This window comes from Pseudomonas sp. LBUM1645 (assembly GCF_059716185.1).
Window position 1 is genome coordinate 1,597,335 of record NZ_CP166811.1, and the last position, 25,855, is coordinate 1,623,189.

25 protein-coding genes are annotated in these 25,855 nt (G+C 60.2%); 13 read left to right on the top strand and 12 right to left on the bottom strand.

The features are described 5' to 3' along the window. Positions 1 to 173: 173 nt before the first annotated feature. Both ACA079_RS07005 and ACA079_RS07010 read left to right on the top strand, forming a co-directional pair. Positions 174 to 887, top strand: coding sequence for a response regulator (locus ACA079_RS07005; RefSeq protein ID WP_046046510.1), 714 nt, complete (start codon positions 174 to 176; stop codon positions 885 to 887). Next, the gene (locus tag ACA079_RS07010) at positions 884 to 2,494 is read left to right on the top strand and encodes an ATP-binding protein (protein WP_497703010.1); all 1,611 of its coding nucleotides are present in this window, start codon (positions 884 to 886) and stop codon (positions 2,492 to 2,494) included. Before ACA079_RS07005 ends, ACA079_RS07010 begins: the two co-directional genes overlap by 4 nt. Before the next feature lie 126 nt (positions 2,495 to 2,620). On the opposite strand, the gene ACA079_RS07015 is transcribed toward ACA079_RS07010, so the two are convergent. Together ACA079_RS07015 and ACA079_RS07020 are read right to left on the bottom strand one after the other, a co-directional pair. After that, positions 2,621 to 3,346, bottom strand: coding sequence for a 4'-phosphopantetheinyl transferase family protein (locus ACA079_RS07015; protein ID WP_497703011.1), 726 nt, complete (start codon positions 3,344 to 3,346; stop codon positions 2,621 to 2,623). Positions 3,347 to 3,509: 163 nt separating this feature from the next. After that, positions 3,510 to 4,301, bottom strand: coding sequence for a dienelactone hydrolase family protein (locus tag ACA079_RS07020; protein WP_497703012.1), 792 nt, complete (start codon positions 4,299 to 4,301; stop codon positions 3,510 to 3,512). 145 nt (positions 4,302 to 4,446) lie between these two features. Here ACA079_RS07020 and ACA079_RS07025 point away from each other — a divergent pair, with 145 nt between their 5' ends. From ACA079_RS07025 to ACA079_RS07040, 4 genes are all read left to right on the top strand, one after another. Beyond that, on the top strand, positions 4,447 to 5,049 hold the full coding sequence (locus ACA079_RS07025; RefSeq protein ID WP_497703013.1) for a hypothetical protein: 603 nt from the start codon (positions 4,447 to 4,449) through the stop codon (positions 5,047 to 5,049). 116 nt (positions 5,050 to 5,165) lie between these two features. Further along, on the top strand, positions 5,166 to 5,843 hold the full coding sequence (locus ACA079_RS07030) for a response regulator (RefSeq protein WP_046046505.1): 678 nt from the start codon (positions 5,166 to 5,168) through the stop codon (positions 5,841 to 5,843). Next, the gene (locus ACA079_RS07035; RefSeq protein ID WP_497703014.1) at positions 5,840 to 7,186 is read left to right on the top strand and encodes an ATP-binding protein; all 1,347 of its coding nucleotides are present in this window, start codon (positions 5,840 to 5,842) and stop codon (positions 7,184 to 7,186) included. Before ACA079_RS07030 ends, ACA079_RS07035 begins: the two co-directional genes overlap by 4 nt. Before the next feature lie 694 nt (positions 7,187 to 7,880). Further along, entirely contained in the window at positions 7,881 to 9,041 is a 1,161-nt protein-coding gene (locus tag ACA079_RS07040) for an integrase core domain-containing protein (RefSeq protein ID WP_497702919.1), read from the top strand. 40 nt (positions 9,042 to 9,081) lie between these two features. Here ACA079_RS07040 and ACA079_RS07045 read toward each other — a convergent pair whose 3' ends face one another. Continuing rightward, positions 9,082 to 10,092 (bottom strand): AraC family transcriptional regulator, encoded by a 1,011-nt coding sequence (locus ACA079_RS07045; RefSeq protein WP_497703015.1) that lies wholly within the window; start codon positions 10,090 to 10,092, stop codon positions 9,082 to 9,084. Positions 10,093 to 10,431: 339 nt separating this feature from the next. On the opposite strand from ACA079_RS07045, the gene ACA079_RS07050 reads away from it, so the two are divergent. Together ACA079_RS07050 and ACA079_RS07055 are read left to right on the top strand one after the other, a co-directional pair. After that, on the top strand, positions 10,432 to 11,766 hold the full coding sequence (locus ACA079_RS07050) for a dicarboxylate/amino acid:cation symporter (RefSeq protein ID WP_497703016.1): 1,335 nt from the start codon (positions 10,432 to 10,434) through the stop codon (positions 11,764 to 11,766). A 144-nt stretch (positions 11,767 to 11,910) separates the two neighbouring features. Then, positions 11,911 to 13,092 (top strand): CaiB/BaiF CoA transferase family protein, encoded by a 1,182-nt coding sequence (locus tag ACA079_RS07055; RefSeq protein WP_497703017.1) that lies wholly within the window; start codon positions 11,911 to 11,913, stop codon positions 13,090 to 13,092. 134 nt (positions 13,093 to 13,226) lie between these two features. Here ACA079_RS07055 and ACA079_RS07060 read toward each other — a convergent pair whose 3' ends face one another. Together ACA079_RS07060 and ACA079_RS07065 are read right to left on the bottom strand one after the other, a co-directional pair. Next, positions 13,227 to 13,721, bottom strand: coding sequence for a SprT family zinc-dependent metalloprotease (locus tag ACA079_RS07060; protein WP_033055255.1), 495 nt, complete (start codon positions 13,719 to 13,721; stop codon positions 13,227 to 13,229). A gap of 158 nt (positions 13,722 to 13,879) precedes the next feature. Next, complete coding sequence (locus ACA079_RS07065) at positions 13,880 to 14,482, bottom strand: Yip1 family protein (RefSeq protein ID WP_008147981.1); 603 nt, start codon at positions 14,480 to 14,482, stop codon at positions 13,880 to 13,882. Between the two features lie 347 nt (positions 14,483 to 14,829). Here ACA079_RS07065 and ttcA point away from each other — a divergent pair, with 347 nt between their 5' ends. Continuing rightward, the gene (gene ttcA, locus ACA079_RS07070) at positions 14,830 to 15,654 is read left to right on the top strand and encodes a tRNA 2-thiocytidine(32) synthetase TtcA (RefSeq protein ID WP_497703018.1); all 825 of its coding nucleotides are present in this window, start codon (positions 14,830 to 14,832) and stop codon (positions 15,652 to 15,654) included. A 127-nt stretch (positions 15,655 to 15,781) separates the two neighbouring features. Next, positions 15,782 to 16,456, top strand: coding sequence for a DNA-3-methyladenine glycosylase I (locus tag ACA079_RS07075; protein WP_056743285.1), 675 nt, complete (start codon positions 15,782 to 15,784; stop codon positions 16,454 to 16,456). Between the two features lie 88 nt (positions 16,457 to 16,544). Here the strand turns inward: ACA079_RS07075 and ACA079_RS07080 are convergent, their stop codons facing one another. Genes ACA079_RS07080 through arsC form a run of 3 tightly spaced genes read right to left on the bottom strand, consistent with a single transcriptional unit; the run spans position 16,545 to position 17,918 of the window. Next, positions 16,545 to 16,970, bottom strand: a complete 426-nt coding sequence (locus ACA079_RS07080; RefSeq protein ID WP_497703019.1) for a DUF2069 domain-containing protein — start codon at positions 16,968 to 16,970, stop codon at positions 16,545 to 16,547. Between the two features lies 1 nt (position 16,971). Further along, positions 16,972 to 17,568: an NAD(P)H:quinone oxidoreductase gene (wrbA, locus tag ACA079_RS07085; protein WP_046046494.1), complete on the bottom strand. Its 597-nt coding sequence runs from the start codon at positions 17,566 to 17,568 to the stop codon at positions 16,972 to 16,974. Beyond that, entirely contained in the window at positions 17,565 to 17,918 is a 354-nt protein-coding gene (gene arsC / locus ACA079_RS07090) for an arsenate reductase (glutaredoxin) (RefSeq protein ID WP_123369215.1), read from the bottom strand. Before arsC ends, wrbA begins: the two co-directional genes overlap by 4 nt. Before the next feature lie 114 nt (positions 17,919 to 18,032). Between arsC and ACA079_RS07095 the strand changes: the two genes are divergently transcribed. Then, positions 18,033 to 18,500 carry a TlpA disulfide reductase family protein gene (locus tag ACA079_RS07095; protein ID WP_458511176.1) on the top strand — a complete coding sequence of 156 codons (468 nt, stop codon included), beginning with the start codon at positions 18,033 to 18,035 and terminating at the stop codon, positions 18,498 to 18,500. A 111-nt stretch (positions 18,501 to 18,611) separates the two neighbouring features. On the opposite strand, the gene ACA079_RS07100 is transcribed toward ACA079_RS07095, so the two are convergent. The 4 genes from ACA079_RS07100 to ACA079_RS07115 form a co-directional block, all read right to left on the bottom strand. Further along, positions 18,612 to 19,016 (bottom strand): META domain-containing protein, encoded by a 405-nt coding sequence (locus ACA079_RS07100; RefSeq protein WP_497703020.1) that lies wholly within the window; start codon positions 19,014 to 19,016, stop codon positions 18,612 to 18,614. After that, positions 19,016 to 19,450 (bottom strand): hypothetical protein, encoded by a 435-nt coding sequence (locus ACA079_RS07105; RefSeq protein ID WP_008147995.1) that lies wholly within the window; start codon positions 19,448 to 19,450, stop codon positions 19,016 to 19,018. Before ACA079_RS07105 ends, ACA079_RS07100 begins: the two co-directional genes overlap by 1 nt. A 77-nt stretch (positions 19,451 to 19,527) precedes the next feature. Then, positions 19,528 to 20,520, bottom strand: a complete 993-nt coding sequence (locus tag ACA079_RS07110) for a 2-hydroxyacid dehydrogenase (RefSeq protein WP_497703021.1) — start codon at positions 20,518 to 20,520, stop codon at positions 19,528 to 19,530. A gap of 172 nt (positions 20,521 to 20,692) precedes the next feature. Beyond that, positions 20,693 to 23,446, bottom strand: a complete 2,754-nt coding sequence (locus ACA079_RS07115; RefSeq protein WP_497703022.1) for a response regulator — start codon at positions 23,444 to 23,446, stop codon at positions 20,693 to 20,695. Between the two features lie 214 nt (positions 23,447 to 23,660). Here ACA079_RS07115 and ACA079_RS07120 point away from each other — a divergent pair, with 214 nt between their 5' ends. Together ACA079_RS07120 and ACA079_RS07125 are read left to right on the top strand one after the other, a co-directional pair. Further along, positions 23,661 to 24,383, top strand: coding sequence for a response regulator transcription factor (locus tag ACA079_RS07120; protein ID WP_497703023.1), 723 nt, complete (start codon positions 23,661 to 23,663; stop codon positions 24,381 to 24,383). Further along, positions 24,370 to 25,800, top strand: coding sequence for a sensor histidine kinase (locus ACA079_RS07125; RefSeq protein WP_497703024.1), 1,431 nt, complete (start codon positions 24,370 to 24,372; stop codon positions 25,798 to 25,800). The genes ACA079_RS07120 and ACA079_RS07125 overlap by 14 nt, the downstream gene beginning before the upstream one ends. Positions 25,801 to 25,855 lie beyond the last annotated feature (55 nt).

Genomic DNA, 25,855 nt, shown 5'->3' on the forward strand with positions numbered 1-25,855 from the left:
CGCGAACCCTATCACAAAAAACCGCGTTGTCCGAACGCATTTACCGGCTTGTGTTCTTGGCGAGCGGCGTTTATACAATCGGCCAGTGCGTACGCATTCTTATCCTCCCCAATCATTACAAAAAGACGGGCGGATCCTTCCTTATTAAGTGTTGTTGGCAAGCAGAGGTCACCGTGGAGCAAGAAGCCTGGCAGGTATTGATTGTCGAGGACGACCAGCGTCTGGCCGAACTGACCCGTGACTACCTGGAAGCCAATGGTCTGCGCGTATCGATCGAGGGCAACGGCGCCTTGGCCGCGGCACGGATCATCAAGGAGAAACCGGACCTGGTGATCCTCGACCTGATGTTGCCGGGCGAAGACGGACTGAGCATCTGCCGCAAGGTCCGCGACAAGTATGACGGCCCGATCCTGATGCTCACCGCCCGCACCGACGACACCGATCAGATTCTTGGCCTGGACCTGGGCGCCGACGACTACGTGTGCAAACCGGTTCGCCCACGCCTGCTGCTGGCGCGCATCCAGGCCCTGTTGCGACGCAGTGAAACCCCTGAAGTGGCGCCGGAAAAACAACGGCGCTTGCAGTTCGGCCCGTTGGTGGTCGACAACGCATTGCGCGAAGCCTGGCTGAACGACAACGGCATCGAACTGACCAGCGCAGAGTTTGACTTGCTCTGGCTGCTGGTCGCCAACGCCGGACGCATCCTGTCCCGGGAAGAGATTTTCACTGCATTGCGCGGCATTGGCTATGACGGCCAGGATCGTTCCATCGACGTGCGTATCTCGCGCATTCGCCCGAAAATCGGCGATGACCCAGAGCATCCACGGCTGATCAAGACCATCCGCAGCAAAGGTTATCTGTTCGTTCCGGAAGCTTGCACGCTGTGAACTCGATCTTCCTGCGCATCTATGGCGGCATGTGCGCGGCGCTGATTCTGGTGGCGGTACTCGGCGTGCTGGCCTTGCACCTGCTCAATCAGGTGCGTGGCGAGCAATACCGCGAGCGCCTGGCCCACGGCACGTTCTCGCTGATGGCCGACAATCTGAACCCGATGAACGAAACCGAGCGCCACCGTGCCTTGCTGGTGTGGGAGCGGTTGCTGGGGATTCCTCTGGCGCTGAAGACCTTCGCCCAGACCGACCTCGACCTCACCCAGCGCACCCGAGTGCTGCGCGGACAGGCGCTGGTGGAACAGACCGGGCCGCATGCGGCGAAGGTTTACCGGTTGGTCAGCGACAAGGAACAGCTGGTGCTGACCGGCGAGGTCCAGCAGATCAGCGAACAACTGGCCCGGGCGACTATTTACCTGCTGGCCGATGAACTGGTGCGCTACCCGGTGGCCGAGCAACCCGAGCGCCTGGCGCAGTTGAAGCGCGATAAAGGGTTTGGTTTCGACTTGCGGCTGGTGACGATCGAGCAGGCTGACATGGACGAGGACCAGAGTCGCCGGGTGTCCGAGGGTGACACCGTGATGGCGCTGGGCAAGGGCGGCGATTCGATCCGGGTGTTTGCCGGCATGGTCGGTACGCCGTGGGTGCTGGAAATCGGCCCGTTGTATCAGATGAATCCTTATCCGCCGGAGTGGCTGGTGCTGATTGCCGCCCTTGGTTTGAGCCTGATCGGTTTGATCGTCTATTTGTTGGTGCGCCAACTTGAGCGTCGTTTGCGTGGCCTGGAAGCGGCCGCCACGCGCATCGCCAAGGGCAGCCTGGAAACCCGTGTGCCGGCACGCGGCGCGGACTCGGTGGGACGGCTGGCCTCGGCGTTCAACGGCATGGCCGAGCACTTGCAGCAACTGCTGGCGATCCAGCGTGAGCTGGTGCGCGCCGTGTCTCACGAACTGCGCACGCCGGTGGCGCGACTGCGTTTTGGTCTGGAAATGATCGGCTCGGCCACCACACCGCAGGCGTTGGAAAAATACTGTGAAGGCATGGACCACGACATCGAGGATCTCGATCGCCTGGTGGACGAGATGCTCACTTACGCACGACTGGAGCAGGGTTCGCCGGCGCTGAATTTTCAGCGGATCGATCTGGATGCGTTGGTCAATCAGGTGATCGAAGAACTGGCGCCGTTACGCGCCGAGGTCACGGTGCAGCGGGGGTTGTGTTTGTCCGCCGCTGACAACGACGACGCTTGGGTCGAAGCCGAGCCGCGTTACCTGCACCGGGCGATGCAGAACCTGGTGAGCAACGCCATGCGCCACGCCCAATCACGGGTGACCGTCAGCTATCAGGTCGGGCAGCAGCGCTGTCGAGTGGATGTCGAGGATGACGGACCGGGGGTGCCGGAAACGGCTTGGGAGAAGATTTTCACACCATTCCTGCGCCTCGATGACAGCCGCACCCGCGCCTCCGGCGGGCATGGGTTGGGGTTGTCCATCGTGCGGCGAATCATCCATTGGCATGATGGCCGGGCGTTGATCAGCAAGAGCAAGAGTTTGGGTGGGGCGTGTTTCAGCCTGAGCTGGCCGAGGAATCAGGAGAAGCGGTGAGATTTTGGTTGTCTGTGAGGGCCCCATCGCGAGCAAGCTCGCTCCCACATTGGATCTATGCAACACCACAAATCCCTGTGGGAGCGAGCTTGCTCGCGATGAGGCCCTCCCAAACACTGAAGATCCTCAGGCCTTGATGCTGACCAGACTCAACAACTGCCCATCCATGACCCCGAACTGAGCATCCAGCTCAGTGCCGTTACGCCACTCACTGGAAAGGTCAGTCAGCAGCCGCAGCCGCACCTCACCGCTCTCGCTCCACTCCAGAACTTCGGCATGTTCAAAATAAAAGCGCTGCTGAACGATCGGATACAGCGCCTTGAACAGGCTTTCCTTCACCGAAAACGTCAGGGTCACCAGCATCGCCAGTTGATCGCGACGGCCGGCGGTCATGCGTTGCAACTCGGGCGGGGTGAGGATTTCCCCGGCCAATCGCTCGGCCCGTTCAGGGTTGAGCAGGTTTTCCAGGTCCATTCCCAGGCCGCGCCAGTGGGTTTTCTTCGCGACAATCGCCGAAGCCCGGCCGGTGCTGTGGGTGATCGAGCCCGTGATGTGCGTCGGCCACACCGGTGCCCGGTCCTCGCCGATGGCCGGGATAAAACTCAACCCTTCCAACTGTTGCAACGCCGCCCGAGCGCAAACCCGTCCGGCGAGAAACTCAGCCTGACGCTTGGCGACCGAACGCTGGATGCTGGGCGGGGGCTCGATGGCGCTGCGCTGGAAATCATCGCTGGCCAGTTGCGAGGTATCGAAGTGAGTGCTCAACAGCACCGTATCGGGCAGCGCAAACGGCAGCGGCCAATGGGCATCGAGTGGAGTGCAGCAGACGGGTAGGGCAGGGGCGCGATTCATGTGGGGCATTTTGCCGGGTTGCTCTCAGGCTGGGTAGTACAAAGCTTTGGATTGGCGTCGCGGCCATCGCGAGCAAGCTCGCTCCCACACTGGATCTATGTAGCACCATAAATCCCTGTGGGAGCGAGCTTGCTCGCGATTAGCCGCGCCGCGGTCTACCTGATCAACCAAAAATCTTCTTGAAGAATGCCTGCATGTCCGCCCAGGATTTTTCATCCGCTGCTTTGTTGTAGCCAATATCCGGCCCGCCATGATCGCCATGGCTCAACCGATCCGCATCAGGGTTGCTGAACCCATGCTTGGCGCCCTCCAGGCTGACGAACGTGTAATCAGCCCCGGCCTTGTCCATTTCAGCCTTGAACGCTGCCACGTTATCCGGCGTGATCATGCTGTCCATCGCCCCATGTTCAACAAGGATTTTCGCTTTCACACTACCCGGCGCCGCAGGTGTCTTGGTCGCCAGCGCACCATGAAAACTCACCACGCCCGCCAGCGGTAAACCCTGACGCGCCGCATTCAGCACCACGCCGCCGCCGAAGCAATAACCGATAGCGGCGATTTTGTTCGGATCGGTTTGCGGCTGTTTCTTCAGCAGATCGAGCCCGGCCTGAAAGCGTGCACTGGACGCGGCACTGTCTTTCAACGCTGCCTGCATGAAGGCCATAGCGTCCTTTGGATGTTCGGTGTTCTTGCCATCGCCATACATGTCGATGGCCAGCGCGCTGTATCCCAGGCCGGCCAGGTCACGGGCGCGACGTTTGGTGTATTCGTTGAGCCCCCACCATTCGTGCACCACCACAACGCCAGGGCGTGCGCCTTTGATGGCGTCGTCATAGGCGAAGTAGCCAATCATCTTGGTGCCGTCAGCACTTTGATAGGGGATTTCCTGAGTCTTGATAGCGGCTTGGCTGAGCCCGCTCAAGGCCAGTAATACGAGGGCGAGGAAAATGCGCATCGTCGGATCTCCTGCAAAAGGTCATCAAACCAGCCGAGTCGATTTGATTCAGCTCAGGTTCAGAGTGCGTTCAGGGGGAGTTCAGGGCCGGGTGAGTAACCTTGCCCCGTACCCAAATAGCACATAGCGCATAAGGAACTCCCCTATGACTGGCTTCAAAAAACTGCTTCTGGCTTTCACTGTCCTGAGCGCGAGTACCGCGGCTTTCGCTTCCGACGACAATTTCGCCAGCCTTACTTTTGGACAGACCAGCGACAAGGTCAAAAAGTCCCACGCCCTGAACGACAACCTCAACAGCCCGAACGCCGACGGCGTGATCGGCAAGGACAACACCTGGGGTGTGCGTCTGGGCCAGCAAAACAGCCAGGGCCGCTACTACGCCACTTACGACAACGTGTCGGGCTCACACAATGGCATTAAACTGCGTCAGGAAAACCTCCTGGGCAGCTACGATCTGTTCTACCCGGTGGGCGGCAGCACCAAGTTGTTCGGCGGCGCCACGGCCGGTTTGACCAAAATGACTCAGGATTCCCCAGGTTTCAGCCGCGACAGCGACATCGGTTACGCCGTTGGCGGCCAGTTGGGTGTCCTGCAACAGGTTTCGCAAAACACCTCGGTGGAACTGGGTTACCGTTATCTGCGCAGCAACGCCAGCACCGAGATGAGCGAGCGCGGTGGCAGCAAACAGGGTTCGCTGGACCTGACCAGCAGCGCCCAGACCTACCTGTCGGCGAACTACGCTTTCTAAGAAGCGCGTCCGAAAAGGCCTGAGCCGGATCAACCCAAGAGGCTGATCCGGCGTTGCCATGTTAGCCATCGAGGTACGCGTGCCTCTGGAGATGTTGATTTGCGTAGGAGAGCGTTATGAAACTGCTGGTCGTCGAAGATGAAGCGCTGTTGCGCCATCACCTGCAAACCCGCCTGACGGACAGCGGCCACGTGGTCGAGTCCGTGGCCAATGCCGAAGAGGCGCTGTACCAGACCGAGCAGTACAACCATGACCTGGCGGTGATCGACCTCGGCCTGCCGGGCATGGGCGGGCTCGACCTGATCCGCCAACTGCGCTCGCGCGGCAAGACTTTCCCGATCCTGATCCTCACCGCGCGCGGCAACTGGCAGGACAAGGTCGAAGGCCTCGCCGCCGGTGCTGATGATTACGTGGTCAAGCCGTTCCAGTTCGAAGAACTCGATGCCCGGCTGAACGCGTTACTGCGCCGCTCCAGCGGTTTCACCCAATCGACCATCGTCGCCGGGCCGTTGCTGCTGGACCTCAATCGCAAACAGGCGTCCCTCGATGAACAACCGCTGGCGCTGACGGCGTACGAGTACCGGATCCTCGAGTACCTGATGCGGCATCACCAGCAAGTGGTGGCCAAGGACCGCTTGATGGAGCAGCTCTACCCGGACGACGACGAGCGCGATCCGAACGTGATCGAAGTGTTGGTCGGCCGTCTGCGCCGCAAACTTGAAGGCCCGGCCGGCTTCAAACCGATCGATACCGTGCGTGGCCTCGGCTACCTGTTCAATGAGCGCTGCACTTGATTCGTTCCCTTCGCGTCCGTTTGATGCTCGCCGCCACGATCCTGGCGGTGTTGTTCATGCTGGCGTTGCTGCCGGCGATGCAGGGCGCGTTCAGCCTGGCGTTGCAGGACTCGATCGAACAACGCCTGGCGTCGGACGTCACCACGCTGATCTCCGCCGCCCGCGTGGACAACAACCGCTTGCAGATGCCGGCGCAGTTGCCCGATGAGCGTTTCAACCTGACTGACGGCCGTTTGCTTGGCTACATCTATGACCGCGAAGGGCATCTGGTCTGGCGTTCGAAGGGCACTCAGGAAGAGCACATCAACTACAAGCCGCGTTACGACGGACGCGGTAACGAGTTCGCGAGAATCAGCGAAGCCAACGGCCAGGAATTCTTCGTCTATGACGTCGAGGTCAAACTGCTCGGCGGCAAGAGCGCGGCGTTCAGCATCGTCGCGCTGCAACCGGTGCGTGAGTACGAAGCCACCCTCGAAGGCCTGCGGGAAAATCTCTACCTCGGATTCGGCGCCGCCTTGCTGGTGTTGCTCGCGCTGCTGTGGATCGGCCTGACCTGGGGCTTGCAGGCGTTGCGCCGGCTCAGTCAGGAGCTGGACGAGATCGAAAGCGGCACCCGCGAAAGCCTCAGCGAACAACACCCGCGCGAACTGCTGCGCCTGACCGGCTCCCTCAACCGTTTGCTGCACAGCGAGCGCGAACAACGCAGCCGCTATCGGGACTCCCTCGACGACCTGGCCCACAGCCTGAAAACCCCGCTGACCGTGCTGCAAGGCGTCAGCGAAGACATGGCCCAGCGCCCGGCCGATCGTGATCAGGCCTGGGTGCTGCAAACCCAGATCGAACGCATGAGCCAGCAAATCAGCTATCAACTGCAACGCGCCAGCCTGCGCAAAAGCGGCCTGGTACGCCATCAGGTACGCCTGCGCCCGGTGCTGCAAAGCCTCTGCGACACCCTGGACAAGGTCTACCGCGACAAACGCGTGCGCGTTGCCTTCGATCTGCCGGAGCAGTGTTACGTGCCGATCGAGCAGGGTGCGTTGCTGGAAATGATGGGCAACCTGCTGGAAAACGCCTATCGCCTGTGCCTCGGCGAAGTACGCATCAGCGTGCGCGAAAGCCTTGGCGGGGTTGAGTTGTGTGTCGAGGATGATGGGCCGGGCGTGCCACCGGATCAGCGGGCGCGGATTCTGCAAAGGGGTGAACGGCTGGATCGACAGCATCCGGGGCAGGGGATTGGTCTTGCGGTGGTGAAGGACATTATTGAGAGCTACAGCGCCAAGCTGACGCTGGGGGATTCGCCGATGGGCGGGGCGGCGTTTCGGATTCATTTTCCGGTGGTTTGACCGCAAGGTTGATGGTGTTGGTTCGGGCCTCATCGCGAGCAAGCTCGCTCCCACAGGGATCTTCAGTGAACACATAATTGTGTGAACTCAGGAGATCAAATGTGGGAGCGAGCTTGCTCGCGATGAGGCCCGCCCAAACAACGCAAATCCCACAGAAGCTCAGCAGTAAACAGCGGTGTTTAAAACACATCTCCAGACACTCACGCAGGCTACACATCCTTGCGCCGCTGCCACCCTTGATGTTATGGCGGCTTTGCGTGGGGCATTTCGGTGCGCCGGGTTCTAGAGTCCTGGTCTGCTAACCCGCGTACAGCCGCCACCCCTTTTTCGTTTAGCAGCGATGCGTAGCGCTGGATAACATCGATCCGCAAGACTAGCGAAGGTCTGGTGGTGAGTGGGTAAGTGTGGTGCCTGACAAGAATCGCCTGGCTTGAGATCCAGCCCTCACCCTAACCCTCTCCCGGGGGGAGAGGGGACTGACCGAGTTGTTTTAAGAAATTCTGCGACCTGAAAGACCCCGTCGATTATGGATTCGATGCAGGACTTTCAGGTCGCAAGATAGGCCGAACATCCCCCGATCAGTCCCCTCTCCCTCCGGGAGAGGGTTAGGGTGGGTAAAAACCGGGTACATCCTTTACGTTTGAGACCGGGGACATGGTTTACAGGTATCAATCATGGTCAGGAGGTACTGACCATGCCCTGGAATCGAGAGTCCCCGATGGATCAGCGAGTGAAATTAATCCATGACTGGCTTAGCGGCAGTTACAGCAAGAGCCAACTGAGTCGACGATATGGCGTTAGCCGTCCGACGGTCGATAAGTGGCTTGATCGGTATGCAACCTGCGGCGTAGATGGCTTGAAAGAGCGCTCGCGAAAACCGCTGAGCTGTCCGCATCAAACCCGCGATGAAATCATTGCCACGTTGCTTGCGAAGAAAAGCGAGCACCCGGATCGCGGGCCAAAGCAACTGATCCAGCGCCTGCGCAATGCGCAGCCGCAGATCGCTTGGCCGGCCGCCAGCACCGCTGGAGAGTGGCTGAAAAAGGCCGGTCTGGTGATTCCTCGACGGCTGCGCCAGCCCCGCCCGCATGGGCCAGTGAATCTACGTCAGGCCGACGAACCCAATCAAACCTGGTGCGCCGATTTCAAAGGGCAATTCAGAACCCAGGACGGCCACTGGTGCTATCCGCTGACCATCACCGACCATGCCAGTCGCTATCTTCTGGAATGCCGGGCGCTTCCCAGCACCCACGGTGAACCTACGCGTCAGGGCTTCGAGTGGGCGTTCCGGGAGTTCGGCATGCCTGATGTGATCCGCACCGATAACGGCGCGCCATTTGCGTCGACAGGCTTGGCCCGCCTCTCCAGGCTGTCCGTCTGGTTCATCAGGCATGGTGTCCACCCCGAAACAATCAAGCCAGGACGCCCGGATCAGAACGGTCGGCATGAACGCATGCACCGCACGCTAAAGGCTGCCGTGCTCAGGCCGCCGGCAGAAAACCTGCTGCGTCAGCAGCTTGCCTTTGAGGACTTCGTACAGGATTTCAATCACGCACGGCCTCATACGGCGCTGGAGATGAAGACGCCAGCGGATATCTATCGCCCGTCACTCAGACCTTATCCAGGCTATTTGCCGGCGGTCGAATACGGGGCCGACGTCGAAGTACGGCGGGTGCGCAAGAATGGTGAGATCAAGTGGCAAGGGGCCCTGATCTTTCTGGGCGAGGCACTGATCGACGAGCACGTCGCGCTGAAGGAAGTGGCTGATGGCGTGTGGGAGTTGTACCTTTGCTCTTTCCCTTTAGGCAGGCTTGAACGCGGTGCCAAACGCGTATCAAGCCTGTTAAATGTGTAAACGATGTACCCGGTCAAATGTGTAAAGGATGTACCGGTCTCTACAGTGAGGGCTGGATCTCCTGCGCCCGATAAGCCCCAGGCGTCAGCCCTGTCCATTTCTTGAACGCCCGATGAAACGCCGAAGGCTCTGAAAACCCCAACTGCTCGGCAATCTGCTGCAACGACAAATCCGCACGCCCCAGGTGATAAATCGCAATGTCCCGCCGCAGCTGATCCTTCAATTCCTGAAAACTCGACCCTTCCTCCCGCAAATGCCGACGCAAGGTTTGCGGGCTGATGTGCAAGTGCGCGGCCACCGCTTCCAGGTCTGGCCAGTGTGAACTGTCGCGGCTGAGCAACCGTCGCAGCTGGCTGCTCAAACTGTCGCCATCGTCCGGGCGTGACAACAGGTCGGCGGGGGAGTGTTCGAGGAAATGTTTGAGTGTCCGTTCGTCCTGCAACAGCGGCATGTTCAGGTAGCGACTGTGAAACAGCAGACTGCTCTGGGCGCTGGAAAAGGCCATCGGGCAGGGGAACAGTAAATCGTATTCGGCGCCGTGCTCGGGTTTTGGGTAGCTGAACGTCACCTGCTCCAGCCGAATGCGCTGGCCGATCAGCCAGCTGCCAAGTCGATGCCACACCATCAGCTGGCTCTCGGTGAGGAAGTGGTCAGGGTCGCGGAACTGCGAATCGTCGAGGCTGAGGCGAATCATGTCGTCTTCGCGGGTCAGGGTCAGACGCGGACCGTCGGGGAATAAGCTATAAAACAATAAGCCGCGATGGAGTGCTTTCTCCAGATTGCGGCAGTGGATCACCGCATGGCACATCATCGCGAAGCTGCCGGTTTTGCTCGGGACCGGCCCGAAGCCCAGGTATTCGTCGTCCAGTGCCAGCCACAGTCCCTGGATCAAACGGGTGAACTGTTCAGGCGCGATTCTCGCTCGTGGCTCTTCAAGCAACTCGGGGCTGATGCCGAGTTGTTGCAGCAAATTTGAATAGTCATAACCCAGCCGGCGTGCGCCACCGAGGGCGGCACGGGCGAAATGACTGGCGATGGTGCGTTCGCGCATAGAAGGCAAGTCCGTCCATTTAACGGCGGATGGTAGCCGTGGTGCCTGATGCTGAACAAGGCGGATATCCGCCAAATTGCAGGACGAGGTCTGGTCGATGGGCGGAAATCCGCCACTTTGCCGTAACCGTTTGGTGACAAAGAAAAACCCGCAACCCTTGATGTCAAAAGGCTTGATGGCGATTTGACGAAGGTGGCACGGGCCTTGCGATACAACCCGCAGATGCCTGCCGTTGCGCAGCTCGACAAAACAAATCCCTCCAGTGCAGGAGGGTTCGCAATTGAAGTGTCTTTGGCAACAGATGGATGTTGTCACCGGGCACTCTTGAGGAACTTTGCAATGACGACTCGTCAGCCACTGTACAAATCCCTGTATTTCCAGGTGATCGTTGCTATTGCCATCGGCATCCTGCTCGGTCACTTCTACCCGCAGACCGGTGTAGCCCTCAAGCCGCTGGGTGACGGGTTCATCAAACTGATCAAAATGATCATCGCCCCGATCATCTTCTGCACCGTCGTCAGCGGTATCGCGGGCATGCAGAACATGAAGTCGGTCGGCAAGACCGGCGGTTACGCGCTGCTCTACTTCGAAATCGTTTCGACCATCGCTTTGCTGGTTGGTCTGGTGGTGGTCAACATCGTGCAGCCGGGTGCCGGCATGCACATCGACGTCACTACTTTGGATGCCTCCAAAGTCGCTGCTTATGTAGCGGCCGGTGCTGATCAAAGCGTTGTTGGCTTCCTGTTGAACGTGATCCCGTCCACCATCGTCGGTGCGTTCGCCACAGGCGATATCCTGCAAGTGCTGATGTTCTCGGTGATCTTCGGTTTCGCCCTGCATCGCCTGGGTGCCTACGGCAAGCCGATCCTGGACTTCATCGATCGCTTCGCCCACGTGATGTTCAACATCATCAACATGATCATGAAGCTCGCGCCAATCGGTGCCTTCGGTGCCATGGCATTCACCATCGGTGCCTACGGTGTGGGTTCGCTGGTGCAACTGGGTCAGTTGATGGCGTGCTTCTACATCACTTGCCTGCTGTTTGTTCTGGTGGTGCTGGGCGGTATCGCTCGCGCTCACGGCTTCAGCGTGCTGAAAGTGATTCGCTACATCCGTGAAGAGCTGTTGATCGTGCTGGGTACTTCTTCTTCGGAATCGGTGTTGCCACGCATGCTGATCAAGATGGAACGCTTGGGCGCGCAGAAATCCGTTGTGGGTCTGGTAATCCCGACCGGTTACTCGTTCAACCTCGACGGTACTGCGATCTACCTGACCATGGCGGCGGTGTTCATTGCTCAGGCAACCGACACCCACATGGACATCACTCACCAGATCACCCTGCTGGTGGTGTTGCTGCTGTCCTCCAAAGGCGCCGCCGGTGTGACCGGTAGTGGCTTCATCGTGTTGGCGGCCACCCTGTCCGCCGTTGGCCACCTGCCGGTTGCCGGCCTGGCGCTGATCCTCGGTATCGACCGCTTCATGTCCGAAGCCCGTGCCCTGACCAACCTGGTAGGTAACGCTGTTGCCACCCTGGTTGTGGCCAAGTGGGTCAAGGAACTGGATGTTGACGTGATGCACGCTGAACTGGCTTCTGGCGGTCGCGGCATCTCCGACGAACGCGTAGAAGACGACCTGGGCGTGGCCGAAGGCCCAACCCCAACCAACGTCAAATAAGACGGCTGCACTGAAAAAACCCGCTTCGGCGGGTTTTTTCATGCCTGGGATTTGAGCGTAACGGTCAGCGCAACTGATGCATAAGGTGATTGCTGCAATGCCGTTGGCTGCCTAGTCTGAAGGCATCGTTTACGGAGAACGCCCATGCTCGGTCCACTGGCATCACTCAAGGTTCTGGATTTCTCGACTCTGCTGCCGGGGCCGTTCGCCTCGTTGTTGCTGGCAGACATGGGCGCCGAGGTGCTGCGCATCGAATCGCCAACGCGCATGGATCTGCTGCGGGTATTACCGCCTCACGATCAGGGCGTCTCCGCCAGTCATGCCTACCTCAATCGCAACAAGCGCAGCCTGGCGCTGGACCTCAAGCAGCCTGAGGCGCTGGAGGTGATCAAGCAGTTGCTGCAGGACTACGACATCGTGCTGGAGCAATTCCGTCCCGGCGTGATGGAACGATTGGGCCTGGGTTATGACGCGTTGAAGGCGATCAATCCGAAACTGATCTACGTGTCGATCACCGGTTACGGCCAGACCGGCCCCTACAAGGACCGCGCCGGCCACGACATCAATTATCTGGCGCTGGCGGGGCTGGCGAGCTACACCGGCCACGCCGACAGCGGGCCGCTGCCGTTGGGCATGCAAGTGGCGGATATCGCCGGTGGCTCGTTGCACGGGGTGATCGGGCTGCTGGCGGCGGTCATCGCCCGGCAGCAAACCGGGCAGGGGCAGCATCTGGATGTGAGCATGACCGACTGTGTGTTCAGCCTGAACGCCATGGCCGGCGCCGGGTATCTGGCCTGTGGCGTGGAGCCGGGAAGGGAGGATCAGATGCTCAACGGTGGCAGTTTCTATGACTATTACCGTTCCCGCGATGGGCGCTGGTTCTCGGTGGGCAGTCTGGAGCCCGCGTTCATGAAACAACTGTGTGCGGCGCTGGGGCTGGAGGAGCTGGAAACCTTGGGCTTATCGCCTGAACCGGCCTTGCAAAAGGCGCTGAAGAACGCGCTGAGGATTGAGTTCGAGACGCGCGATTTCGCCGAGTTGTGCGCGCTGTTTGCCACGTTGGATGCGTGTGTCGAGCCGGTGTTGAGTTTGGGCGAAGCGGTGCGGCATCCGCAGTTGAAGGCGCGGGCGCTGGTGACCGAAGTGCCGCGTGGTGACGGGACGACGCAGGCGCAGATGGCGTGTCCGTTGAAGTTTTCAGAAGGCTTGCCCGAGCCGCGGCATATCGGCGCGGCCATAGGGCAGCATACGGATCAGGTGTTGGGGGAGTTGGGGTTTAGTGTTGAGCGGATCGAAGCGTTGCGGCGTGCCAAGGTGGTTGTTTAGCGCCAGATCAGACGCCATCGCGAGCAAGCTCGCTCCCACACTGGATGTATGTCACGCCAAAGATCCCCTGTGGGAGCGAGCTTGCTCCGGGCGGCGTTCCGACGATGAGGCCAGATCAGGCACCACAAATCTTGCTACTCGACCCGCATTTCCCCGCTGAACACCAAAGTACTCCGGCACCGCCGACACAAATAACGCCGCCCCTGTCTCACCAAACCATGACGCTGGGCCGAAAACGGAAAGTCGCTGTCCGCACACGGACACTTGTAGATGTAGCGGGTCACGCTGCGACGTTTGACGTCATAGGTGTGGCAACGATTGGGCGGCAGCTCGTACACGCCGCGCATGATCAGTTGCCACTCTTCGCCATGCGGCTGGATGCGGTCGCCGAACAGTTGATGGGCGATCAGGTGCGCCACCTCGTGGGCCACGGTCTGCTTGAGGAAGTCTTCGGTATTTTCCCGGTACAGCTGCGGATTGAAGCGCAGCAGGTTCTCGTGCAAATGCGCGACACCGGCTTTTTGCCCGCGCAGCTTGAGGCTCACCACGGGGCGTTTGAAAGGTCGTTTGAAAAAGGATTCGGCTAGTTGGTAACAGTCTTCGACGCGGGTATTGAGTTGCTCGGGCATGCTTGATGGATCTCCAGAGACGTCGAGTATGCCGCAACCCTCGAGAGTTGCGAATCGCCGAGGCGCCGAATGGTCGTCACCGTTTTCTATCCTTGAGCATTAGAAGGCCGCCTTGCGGCGGCCTGTGTTGGCAGATCTTGTTTTTGGGTGAAGTGTTGCTAATTGGTGTAGACCGGCCCCACGCCGAGTCCCCAGACAATTACAGTGAACGCCATGATGGCCACCAACACCACCAGGCCTACCGCAAGCACCGAACTTGAAAAAAGAAATCCCTCGTCTGATGGAATGTTCATGAAAGTGGGTAGCCCCACATACAGCAGGTACACCGTGTAGCAGATGGCCGCGGTGCCGACGATCATCCCAAGCCACATGTGTGGGTACAGCGCCGCCAGACCGCCGATAAACAGCGGTGTCGCGGTGTAGGTCGCAAATGCAACGCAGCGTGCCAGACTCGGATTGGCGTCATAGGTACGAGCCATCCAGTGGATGAACGCGCCCATTACCGCCACACCGCCGAGCATCGCCAGGTACGACATGACCGTCATCCATATCGCGCTTTCCACCGTCAGCATCACGGGTGCGCGACTGCCAATAACCCAGCCGACCTGAGTGGTGCCGATAAACGCGGACACCGCGGGGATCGCCGCCAGAATCAGGGTGTGAGTGAGATACATGTGGCTGATGCTTTCCTCCTGATCGCCACGAATCTCTTTCCATTCTTGGTCAGGGTGGGTGAAGAGCCCCACTACGTGATGGATCATGCCAGTCACTCCTCTTGTTTTTACCGTCGCCCCCCAGTGGAGCGCCTACGGGCCAAAGTGGCCGAGTAAGGAAAGGTCTGGATATGTATGTGACCTTATGTCGCAGTATAGAAAGGTCTTAACGGCGCAGGTTGCAGGGCTTTAGAGCAAATTGCGCTGTAAACCCCGGGCTTAATCGCAGTTGTGTCTCAAAACGTCCTGAGTTGGCGCGGACGCATTTGTAGGAGCACGGCTTGCCGGCGATGGCGTCCTTGAGGCCGCCATCGCGAGCAAGCTCAGCTCCTACTCCCGAGGAAAGTTTTTGCGTAAAATGCCGGCCTTTCGTCACACCTCACGGATTTCGCGTCATGGGCACTCTTACGGTCAACCAGAACAAACTGCAAAAGCGCCTTCGCCGCCAGGCCGGTGAGGCTGTTGCCGATTTCAACATGATTGAAGACGGCGACAAGGTCATGGTCTGCCTGTCCGGTGGCAAGGACAGCTACACCATGCTCGACGTGCTGATGCACTTTCAGAAGGTCGCCCCGATCAAGTTCGAGATCGTGGCCGTGAACATGGACCAGAAACAGCCGGGCTTTCCTGAGCATGTGCTGCCGGCCTACCTCAAAGAGTTGGGCGTCGAGTACCACATCGTCGAGAAAGACACCTATTCGGTGGTCAAGGAGCTGATCCCTGAAGGTAAAACCACCTGTTCGCTGTGCTCGCGCCTGCGTCGCGGCACGCTCTACACCTTCGCCGACGAAATCGGCGCGACCAAGATGGCCCTCGGTCATCACCGCGACGACATCGTCGAGACCTTTTTCCTGAACATGTTCTTCAACGGTTCGCTCAAAGCCATGCCGCCAAAGCTGCGCGCCGACGATGGCCGCAACGTGGTGATCCGCCCGCTGGCCTACTGCAACGAAAAAGACATCCAGGCCTACTCGGACTTCAAGCAATTCCCGATCATCCCGTGCAACCTCTGTGGTTCCCAGGAAAACCTGCAACGCCAGGTGGTCAAGGACATGCTTCAGGAGTGGGAGCGCAAGACCCCGGGCCGCACTGAAAGCATTTTCCGCAGTTTGCAGAACGTGATCCCGTCGCAGTTGGCGGACCGTAACCTGTTCGACTTCACCAACCTCAAGATCGATGAAACGGCGGCTTCGCGCTTCGTCAACGTGGTCAATCTTTAAATTCCATTGTGGGAGCGAGCTTGCTCGCGATAGCGGCTAGTCAGTCGACGACATTGTCAGCTGACAGGCCGCTATCGCGAGCAAGCTCGCTCCCACAGGGTTTTCATTTCAATCCTCAGGAGAGGGCATGCGCGATTACAAGTGGCTGCACGAATACTGTCTGAACCGCTTCGGTTCAGCGGCTGAACTGGAAGCCCATCTGCCCGTTCCGAAAACCCCGGCGCAATTGCGTAAGATCAGCGACGACCGCTACCTCTCGACCATGGCGCTGCGCGTATTCCGCGCCGGGCTCAAGCACAGCCTGGTGGACGCCAAATGGCCAGCGTTCGAAGAGGTGTTCTTCAAGTTCGACCCCGAGAAAGTCGTGCTGATGAGTGCCGAACACCTTGAGCGTTTGATGCAGGACGCGCGGATCATTCGTCACCTGGGCAAACTCAAGAGCGTGCCGCGCAATGCGCAGTTCATTCTGGATGTGGCGCATGAGAAGGGCAGCTTCGGCGCGTTGATCGCCGATTGGCCGGTCACGGATATCGTTGGGTTGTGGACCTACCTGAAAAAGCGCGGTCATCAATTGGGCGGGTTGTCGGCACCGCGGTTCTTGCGGATGGTGGGTAAGGACACGTTTGTGCCGAGCTACGACGTGGTCGCGGCGTTGAATGCGCAGAAAATCGTCGACAAGGTGCCGACCAGTCTGCGGGACCTGGCGTTGGTGCAGGATGTGTTTAACCAGTGGCATGAACAGAGTGGCGGGCGGGCGATGAGCCAGATATCGATGATGCTCGCCTACACAGTGAATCATTAATACCGAGCCGCGCCCATCGCGAGCAAGCTCGCTCCCACAGGGTTCACGCTGTCCTTGTGGGAGCGAGCTTGCTCGCGATGGCGGTGTGTCAGGCGGCGGAGATCTCGCCCTCGCCAGCCAACTTGCGGTTCAACTGAAACCGCCACCGCACATACAACAGCGCCGAGCAGAACACCGCCAGGCTCGCGCCCATTTCCAGCAAACCGAACAGCTGCCGGTTCGGGTCATACGCCGCCAATGCGCCCTTGATGAAATACAGGTTCACCACAAAACACATCCATGAGTGCCCGCGCGCACTGCCGATAATCATCCCCGGCGCCAGCAACAGCAGCGGCACCAGTTCGATCAGCAGAATCACCCACGGCCGGGCGCCGTGCAGGTCCGCGACCACCAGGTAGTAGGCGCACAGCAAACCCACCAAACCGAAGTAACACAACAGGCTGATGACACGCATCGCCCGAACCCGCGGTTCGAGCCATTCGATGGAGGGCAAAATCTTCGGCTTTTTGGCCACGTCAGTTCCCCAGTTTCTGTGCAGTCTTCGCCAAGCGCAGACCCAAGGCCCGACACAGCGCGACTTCATGTTCATTCAAACCGCTTTTGCCATCGGCCCCGGCGTGATGGCTGGCGCCGTAAGGCGTGCCGCCGCCACGGGTTTCCAGCAGGGCCGATTCGCTGTAAGGCAGGCCGGTGATCAGCATGCCGTGGTGCAGCAACGGCAACATCATCGACAGCAGTGTGGTTTCCTGGCCGCCGTGCAGGCTCGCGGTGGAGGTGAAAACGCCAGCCGGCTTGCCTACCAGAGCGCCGGTCAGCCACAGGTTGCTGGTGCCGTCGAGGAAGTACTTGAGCGGCGCCGCCATGTTGCCGAACCGGGTCGGGCTGCCCATGGCCAGGCCCGCGCAGTTCTTCAAATCGTCGAGGCTGGCGTACAGCGCGCCTTCGTCCGGAATATCGGGTGACACGGCTTCGCACTCGGTGGAAATCGGCGGCACCGTGCGCAGGCGCGCTTCCATCCCTGACTGCTCGACACCCCGGGCGATCTGCCGGGCCATTTCATTGGTCGAGCCGCTGCGGCTGTAATACAGAACCAGAATGTACGGCGCACTCACGGCAGGAGCTCCAGCACATTCTCCGGCGGACGGCCGATGATGGCTTTGTCGCCGACTTCCAGAATCGGTCGCTCCATGAGTTTCGGGTTGGCGGCGATGGCGGCAATCAATTGCGCCTCGCTCAGGCTGCTGTCGGCCAGGTTGAGGGTTTTGTACTCGTCCTCACCGGTGCGCAGCAGTTGCCGGGCGCTGATGCCGAGCTTGGTCAGCAGGCTCTGGATTTGCGCGGCGTCCAATGGGGTGTCCAGGTAGCGGACCACCGTCGGGGTCAGGCCACGGGCTTCGAGCAGTTCGAGCGCACCGCGGGATTTCGAGCAGCGCGGGTTGTGATAAAGCGTCAGATCGGTCATGTGCGGTTCGCATCTTGCGTAAGGTGACGGCTATTCTAACTGTGCAGCGCGTAATCCAGAACCTTGGGAGGCGATGGGTCGCAGGCGCATTCAATTTTGAACAAGGAATACGACATGACTAGGCGACTGGCAGCGGCATTGGCGATCATCGGTACGTTATTGCTGGGGGGCTGTGGTAACGACTATGGCATCGACCAGAGCGGCCAGAAAGTCGCCGCCGAACGTCTGGACAAGCAATGGCTGGTGCTCAATTACTGGGCGGAATGGTGCGGGCCGTGCCGGACCGAGATCCCGGAATTGAACTCCCTGGCCGATCAGCTCAAGGACAAGAAGATTGGGGTGTTCGGGGTCAACTTCGACAATGTGCAGGGTGAAGAGCTGAAAAGCGCCAGTGAAAAACTGGGCATCAAGTTCACCGTGCTGGCTTCTGATCCGGCCGATCTTTTTGAGTTGCCGCGCAGCGAGGCGTTGCCGGTGACTTACATCATCGATAACAAGGGCAAGGTACGGGAACAGTTGATGGGCGAGCAGACGGCGGCGGGGGTGATGGCGAAGCTTGAGGCGTTGCAGGCGAAGAACTGAAAGCAAAAGATCGCAGCCTCGTTTCACTCGACAGCTCCTACAGGTGGAATGCGAAACCCTTGTAGGAGCTGTCGAGTGAAGCGAGGCTGCGATCTTTTCAGGGCTGAATGATCAACCCTCTTCAAGCCACCAACGCAGCGGCTTCCCTTCTACCGGCCAGAAACGCATCTGGTCGATCGGCGAGACGTCCCAGCGCTGAACGTTTTCCAACGCCTGGAGGAAACGCTTTTCCTGCTCCATCAACGCCGGCGCACACAGTTTGCGCGTGCTGCCGACCTTGCCGAAGCTCAGCTTGTCGCCTTCCAGGGTGTACGGCGCGAACCAGTGGTTGCAGCCGCCGTTGCCGTAGGCCCGACCGTCTTCACCGAGGGTGATGGTCAGGTGGCTGTAGTCCATCAACGGACGTTCGCCAATCCACTCCAGAATGTAGCTGCGGTTCTGTTGCAATTGCACCGGCTCGGCGGCGCAGCCCAGCAGGCTGGCGCCAACCATAGCGGTCAGAGCGAGGCGTTTCATCACGCGGGCTCCTGGCATTTCGGGCACAGGTGCTTCTCGCCAACCGTGGTCCAGCCCAGTTCGGCGATGCGCGCGGTGGCAGCAGGCTTTTCAGCCTTGTTGCCCAGCTTGGCGTCGACCGCGAACTCGAAGTTCAGCTCTTTGGCGCAGCTGTCGCAGTTGACTTTCCAGGTGTGGATCGCCAGTTCGCCGAACACCGGACCACTGGCCACCGCGACCCATTGGCCTGGCGGATTGATCAAGTGGCGAACCGTTTCGACGGTCAGGCGCATGGACAAGTCCTTGGCGCCTTTGAGGGTCACTACCAGCACGTCGTTGTTACGAATCGAGCCGCCGTTGCCGGTGACTTGATAACGCCCCGGCACAAGGGCGCGGCATTCGGTGAGGGTGTGTTGCGGGTTCATCAGGCTATAGCGGAAATCGTGTTCGACCATGGGTCCTCCAAATATGCGCGGCATGCTAGCACGGACATCAGCGCAGCATGGCGCGGGCGTATGACCTTCGATCTGGTTCAGTCACCCTTTACCAGATTCGCAGGCGCGCCCGCCGCCCAGGCGGCGATGTTCTGCAGGGTGGTCGCGGCAATCGCGCCCAGGGCTTCGCGGGTCAGGAAGGCCTGGTGAGCGGTGATGATCACGTTCGGAAAGGTCAGCAGCCGCGCCAGCACATCCTCCTGCAGTGGCAGGTCGGAACGGTCCTCGAAGAACAGCTGCGCCTCCTCTTCATACACATCCAGTCCCAGATAACCCAGTTGACCGTCCTTCAATGCGTCGATCAGCGCCGGTGTGTCCACCAGACCACCGCGGCCGGTGTTGATCAGCATCGCACCCGCTTGCATGTGCGCCAGTGACTCGCGATTGATCAAGTGTTTGCTTTGTTCGTTAAGCGGGCAGTGCAGGCTGATGATCTGCGACTCGGCCAGCAGTTCCGGCAGGCTCAGGTAACGGGCACCGAGGGCTTCGACTTGCGGGTTGGGGAAGGGGTCGTACGCCAGCAATTGGCAGCCAAAGCCGTTCATGATTTTCGCGAAGGTCGCGCCGATCTGCCCGGTGCCGACCACGCCGACGGTCTTGCCTACCAGGTCGAAGCCGGTCAGCCCGTGCAGGCTGAAATCGCCTTCGCGCGTGCGGTTGTAAGCGCGGTGCAGGCGTCGGTTGAGCGCCAGGATCAGCGCCACCGCATGTTCCGCCACCGCGTGGGGCGAGTAGGCGGGGACTCGCACAATCGCCAGCCCCAGACGCTTCGCCACTGCCAGATCGACATGGTTGTAACCGGCCGAGCGCAGGGCGATCAGGCGTGTGCCGCCCGCGGCCAGGCGTTCGAGCACCGGCGCGCTGAGGTCATCATTAATGAAGGCACAGACCACTTCGTGATGCTCGGCCAGCGCCACTGTATCAAGGCTCAGTCGCGCCGATTGAAAGTGCAGTTCAATGCCGGCCGGTAGCTCGGCACTGAGAAAGCTGTCGCGGTCGTAGGTCTGGCTGCTGAAAAGAATCGTGCGCATGCGGTCCTCCATTTGACTCGATCACGCTTTACGTAGCAGCTGGCGAAGCCTGCGTTCGGCGACGTAGTCGTCGTAAATCCGGCAAACGCGGTTTACCTGAAAGACCGCAGCGCCTGATTTTACGACGACTACGTCGCCGAACGCAGGCTTCGCCAACTGCTACAGGTATTCATCAAGCATTTATACGGGCATGGGCGGCCAGGCGATTGATGGCCCGGTCGAGGTCTTCCAGTGCGCTGGGGGCTTTCGGGTCCTGTTGCTTGAGCAGGGTTTCGCTGCGCTGGCAGGCGGCGCGCAGTTGCGGGACGCCGCAATAACGGGTCGCGCCGTGCAGGCGATGGACGCGCTCGATCAGGGCGTTATGGTCGTTGGTTTCCCGGGCGGAGCGAATCGCCTCGCGGTCGGCTTCCAGCGACGCCAGCAGCATTGCCAACATGTCTGCTGCCAGATCAGCCTTGCCGGCGGCCAGGCGCAAACCTTCTTCGTGATCGAGCACCTGCAACTCATGACCACCACCGTGGCTGTCGCTGGAGCGCTCCGGCCCATGATTGCGCAGCGCCAGGCCGGTCCACTTCAGCACCACTTGGGCCAATTGCCGTTCGCTGATCGGTTTGGTCAGGTAGTCGTCCATGCCGCTTTGCAGCAGCGCGCGCTTTTCATTGGCCATGGCGTGAGCGGTGAGGGCAACGATCGGCAGCGGTGTGCAATGCCGTTCACTTTCCCACTGGCGAATCGCTTCGGTGCTTTGCCGCCCATCCATGCCGGGCATCTGGACGTCCATCAGCACCAGGTCGAAGGTTTCGGTCTGCACGGCCTTGACTGCCGCGTAGCCACTTTCCACCGCGAGGACTTTGGCGCCCATGTCTTCGAGCAGGGTTTGCACCAGCAGCAAGTTGGCCGGGTTGTCGTCGACACAAAGCACTTTTGGCGCACGGCTGGACACCGGTTCGCCGGGTTCGCTGCGGTGCTGGCGCGGGTTGACCAGGTCGGACAAGGCCCGCCGCAGCTTGCGGGTGCAGGCCGGTTTGGCCTGGAGCTGGCTGTGCGGGTTGGGCACCGAGAGATGGAACAGCGTCTGTTCGGTGGTCGGGCACAACACCAGCACCTTGCAGCCCAGATGTTCGAGGTCCCAGATGTGCTGGTTGAGGCGCTCTGGCGGCATGTCGTTGCTGGTGATGCCGAGCACCGCCAGGTCGATCGCCTGATCGGTCTGATGTGCGCCGGTCACGCCATTGGTCAGGCTTTCCAGCGTATTGAACGGGGTGACTTCGAGGCCGCAGTCTTCCAGTTGATGCTGCAAGGCCTGGCGGGCCAGTTCGTGGTTTTCCAGCACTGCCACCCGACGCCCGAGCAACGGCGGACCGGGCAGGTCTTCGGCATCGTCGCGGGTTTTGGGCAGGCTCAGGCTGATCCAGAATTCCGAGCCTTCACCGGGGGTGCTGTCGACACCGATCTCGCCACCCATCTGTTCGATCAGACGTTTGGAAATCACCAACCCCAGACCCGTGCCGCCAGGTTGCCGCGACAGCGAATTGTCAGCCTGGCTGAAGGCCTGGAACAAGGCGCGCACGTCCTGGTTCGACAGCCCGATGCCGGTGTCTTGAATGCTGATGCGCAGTTGCACGCTGTCTTCGTGCTCTTCCTCGAGCATGGCCCGGGCGACGATGGTGCCTTCGCGGGTGAACTTGATCGCGTTGCTGACCAGGTTGGTGAGGATCTGCTTGAGCCGCAGCGGATCACCCACCAGCGACAGCGGCGTATCGCGATAAACCAGGCTCACCAGCTCCAGTTGCTTGGCGTGGGCGGCCGGGGCGAGGATGGTCAGCGTGTCCTGGAGCAGGTCGCGCAAGTTGAACGGAATATGGTCGAGCACCAGTTTGCCGGCCTCGATTTTCGAGAAGTCGAGAATCTCGTTGATGATCCCCAACAGGCTATCGGCGGACTTTTCGATGGTGCCCAGATAGTCGAGCTGGCGCGGGGTCAGCTCGCTTTTTTGCAGCAGGTGGGTAAAGCCGAGAATGCCGTTGAGCGGCGTGCGGATTTCATGGCTCATGTTGGCCAGGAACTCGGATTTGATCCGGCTGGCTTCAAGGGCTTCCTTGCGCGCCAGGTCCAGTTCGATGTTCTGGATCTCGATGGTTTCCAGGTTCTGGCGCACATCTTCGGTGGCCTGGTCGATGCTGTGTTGCAATTCTTCCTGCGCGTTCTGCAAGGTGCCGGCCATGCGGTTGATGCCGGACGCCAGTGTGTCCAGCTCCTGGCTGCCGAGGGGCGGCAGGCGGGTTTCCAGATGACCGTCCTTGAGTTGCGCCACCGCTTGCTTGATCTGACTCAGCGGCCGATTGATGCTCCGGCCCATGCGCAACGCCAGCAACGCCGCACCGGCCAGGCCTGCGCCGATCAGCAGCAGGCTGGCGAACAGGCTGCGGTAACCGCGCAGCAGCATGCCGTTGTGCGAAAGTTCGAGTTCGACCCAGCCCAGCAGACGGTCGGCCTCTTCGGGAATCAAGTCACCGGCCAGATTGCGGTGCTTGCCGAACACCGGCAGCAAGTAACGCGTCGCGTCATTGCCGCTGCGGCGCAGCATCTGCGAACTGTTGCCGATCGGCGCCTGATTGAGCATGGTCGGGCCCGCATGGGCCAACAGGGAGCGGTCGGGCGCGAGGAACGAAACGGCGCGAACGTCCGGTTGTTCCAGCGATTGGGTGGCAATGCGTTCCAAAAGCTCGGCGTTCTTGTGGCCCATGGCCGGGGCCACCAGGGGCGCCAGTTGTTCGGCGATCATCTCGCCACGCTGCATGAGCTGGGTTTGCAGGTCGGATTGCTGCATCCAGGTGAAATAGCCGCCCAGAACCAAGGCCATCAGGCTGGTCGGCAACAGGGTCAGCAATAGCACGCGGCCTTTAATTCCCAGTTTCTTGAGCACGCATCTCTCCTGCATCCAGCGATTTAATGACCTGCACGTACGTCCAGCACGCGCCACCTGCGCAGTGTAGCGATTTGCAGGCGGGCAATCTTCGTAAAATTGATGTCGGCATTCGTCGGCTGGATCGCCACTTTTACCTCACGGGCAAACCTTGTGTTGCCCGCAGCGAGGCAATCTTGAATAATCGTCAATTGAGAATTATTTGCAGATAGTCATGACTCCCATCACTGCTGGCCATCCTCGTATCCTGTCTATAGAAGACGACCTCGTACTCGGTGCTTATGTTCATGAGCACTTGGGACGTTGCGGTTTTCAGGTCACCTGGTGCCAGAACGGTCTGGAAGGCTTGACCATCGCCCGCCAGCAAGCCTTCGATGTGGTGCTGATGGATATTCTGCTGCCGGGCCTGGACGGGCTGAACGTGCTGACGCAGTTGCGCGAGAGCCATTCCACCCCGGTGGTGCTGATGTCGGCGCTCGGTGCCGAGGCGGATCGCATCAGTGGTTTTCGGCTGGGTGCCGATGATTATCTGCCCAAACCTTTCAGCATGGTCGAGTTGCGGGTGCGCATCGAAGCGATCCTGCGGCGTGTCGCGCTCGACCGCCGGCCAGCGCCGGCACCGATTGCCCCTTCGGCGGACAGCCTGCGTTTCGACGATGAATGCTGTGATGTCTTTTATGGCGAACACGCTGCCGGCCTGACCCGCAGCGAGTACCGGTTGCTGGAAACGCTGAATCGCAATGGCGATGAAGTCCTGAGCAAAGCCTTCCTTTACCAGCATGTGCTGCAGCGCGGTTACGCGCCCCATGATCGCAGCCTCGACATGCATATCAGCCAGATCCGTCGCAAGCTCAAGGCCGTCGGTTACGTCGAGCGCGAAGTGCGCACGGTATGGGGCAAAGGTTACGTATTGAGTGCTGTCGATGAAGTGGACTGACCTGCCGGGCAGGTATTCGCTGTTCTGGAAACTGGCGTGTTTGTTGGTGGCGTTCTGTCTGCTGATGATCTGGCTCAGTTGGTCCTGGGGGCGCTACATGGAACAGAAAAACCTGTTCCTGTCCGACGAGGCACGGGGCACGCTGACCCGCTACGCCGCCGAGGCCGAGCAGGCGTGGAATGAGCGCCAGAGTGCAGGCGTCGATGCCTGGTTGCAGAGCGTCGGCCATCGCGAGTCGACATGGGTCGGTGTAATTGGCGGCGATTTGCAGTCATTGAGCAGTTACCCGCTGACGGAAAAAGAAACCCAGCACCTGACCTTTTTACGCGGTCTGGATTGGCCGACGAGTCGCCATACCAAAGGCTTGCCGTGGTTGAGAGTGCCTTTTCCCAACGATCCGTCCGCCGGCAGTCTGGTGATCGAACTGCCCCAGCGTTTCGTGCCCGGCCGTTATCGGGTGTTCTGGCGGGTGATCACCAACGGGGTGATTCCCGGGCTGTTCACCTTGCTGTTGTGCGTCGGACTGTATCGGCTGCTGGTCGTGCCTTTGAACAGTCTGCGCGAACAGGCCAATGCCTGGCGTGCCGACCAGTTGAACGTGCGGTTGTCGAGCCGCATCACCAATCGCCCGGATGAGCTGGGTGAACTGGGCCGGGCCTTCGATCACATGTCCGAGCGCCTGCAAAGCACGGTGGCCCTGCAACAACAACTGCTGCGCGACCTGTCCCACGAATTGCGCACGCCACTGAGTCGCCTGCGGGTGGCCAGCGAAAGCGAGCAGGGGTTGACGCAATTGCGCGAGCGCATCGGCCGAGAGGTCGATGGCATGCAGCGTCTGGTGGAAGACACCCTGCAACTGGCCTGGCTCGACACCGAGCGCGCGCCGCTGCCCGACGAATCGATCCAGATTCAGGCGTTGTGGGAAATGCTCACGGAAAATGCCTGCTATGAAAGTGGCTGGCCGGTGAATCAGTTGCAGTGCGCGGTGGATTCGTCCTGCTGGGTGCGCGGCAATCTCAATACCTTGGCTCAAGCGCTGGAAAACATCCTGCGCAATGCCATTCGTCATTCACCGCAGGGCGGCGTTGTACGCCTTGGTGGGCAGCGCGATGGCGACTTCTGGCATTTGTGGCTGGAGGATGAGGGCGGCGGGGTGGCTGATGCAGATCTTGAACGGATCTTCTGCCCGTTCATTCGACTCGACGGTTCACGGCCGGGGGATGGCGGGTTCGGGTTGGGGTTGAGCATTGCGAGGAATGCGGTGCAGCGGCAGGGTGGGAGTCTTTGGGCTGAGAATACCGAGGTAGGGTTGCGGCTGAATATTCGATTAGTGGCTGATGATGGTGGTGTCAGTGACGACGCCATCGCGAGCAAGCTCGCTCCCACAGTGGATGTGTGCCGGCCACAAATGGTGTGATCAACTCCTAACCCTGTGGGAGCGAGCCTGCTCGCGAAGAGGTCCTCTCCTACAC

Coding starts and splice junctions, on each gene's coding strand:
- ACA079_RS07020 (WP_497703012.1), bottom strand. CDS start 4,301: ATGCGCATTTTCCTCGCCCTCGTATTACTGGCCTTGAGCGGGCTCAGC.
- ACA079_RS07050 (WP_497703016.1), top strand. CDS start 10,432: ATGACGACTCGTCAGCCACTGTACAAATCCCTGTATTTCCAGGTGATC.
- ACA079_RS07060 (WP_033055255.1), bottom strand. CDS start 13,721: ATGCCCGAGCAACTCAATACCCGCGTCGAAGACTGTTACCAACTAGCC.
- ACA079_RS07040 (WP_497702919.1), top strand. CDS start 7,881: ATGCCCTGGAATCGAGAGTCCCCGATGGATCAGCGAGTGAAATTAATC.
- ACA079_RS07075 (WP_056743285.1), top strand. CDS start 15,782: ATGCGCGATTACAAGTGGCTGCACGAATACTGTCTGAACCGCTTCGGT.
- ACA079_RS07030 (WP_046046505.1), top strand. CDS start 5,166: ATGAAACTGCTGGTCGTCGAAGATGAAGCGCTGTTGCGCCATCACCTG.
- ACA079_RS07025 (WP_497703013.1), top strand. CDS start 4,447: ATGACTGGCTTCAAAAAACTGCTTCTGGCTTTCACTGTCCTGAGCGCG.
- ACA079_RS07110 (WP_497703021.1), bottom strand. CDS start 20,520: ATGCGCACGATTCTTTTCAGCAGCCAGACCTACGACCGCGACAGCTTT.
- arsC (WP_123369215.1), bottom strand. CDS start 17,918: ATGACCGATCTGACGCTTTATCACAACCCGCGCTGCTCGAAATCCCGC.
- ACA079_RS07120 (WP_497703023.1), top strand. CDS start 23,661: ATGACTCCCATCACTGCTGGCCATCCTCGTATCCTGTCTATAGAAGAC.
- ACA079_RS07105 (WP_008147995.1), bottom strand. CDS start 19,450: ATGGTCGAACACGATTTCCGCTATAGCCTGATGAACCCGCAACACACC.
- ttcA (WP_497703018.1), top strand. CDS start 14,830: ATGGGCACTCTTACGGTCAACCAGAACAAACTGCAAAAGCGCCTTCGC.
- ACA079_RS07045 (WP_497703015.1), bottom strand. CDS start 10,092: ATGCGCGAACGCACCATCGCCAGTCATTTCGCCCGTGCCGCCCTCGGT.
- ACA079_RS07125 (WP_497703024.1), top strand. CDS start 24,370: ATGAAGTGGACTGACCTGCCGGGCAGGTATTCGCTGTTCTGGAAACTG.
- ACA079_RS07055 (WP_497703017.1), top strand. CDS start 11,911: ATGCTCGGTCCACTGGCATCACTCAAGGTTCTGGATTTCTCGACTCTG.
- ACA079_RS07015 (WP_497703011.1), bottom strand. CDS start 3,346: ATGAATCGCGCCCCTGCCCTACCCGTCTGCTGCACTCCACTCGATGCC.
- ACA079_RS07065 (WP_008147981.1), bottom strand. CDS start 14,482: ATGATCCATCACGTAGTGGGGCTCTTCACCCACCCTGACCAAGAATGG.
- ACA079_RS07100 (WP_497703020.1), bottom strand. CDS start 19,016: ATGAAACGCCTCGCTCTGACCGCTATGGTTGGCGCCAGCCTGCTGGGC.
- ACA079_RS07095 (WP_458511176.1), top strand. CDS start 18,033: ATGACTAGGCGACTGGCAGCGGCATTGGCGATCATCGGTACGTTATTG.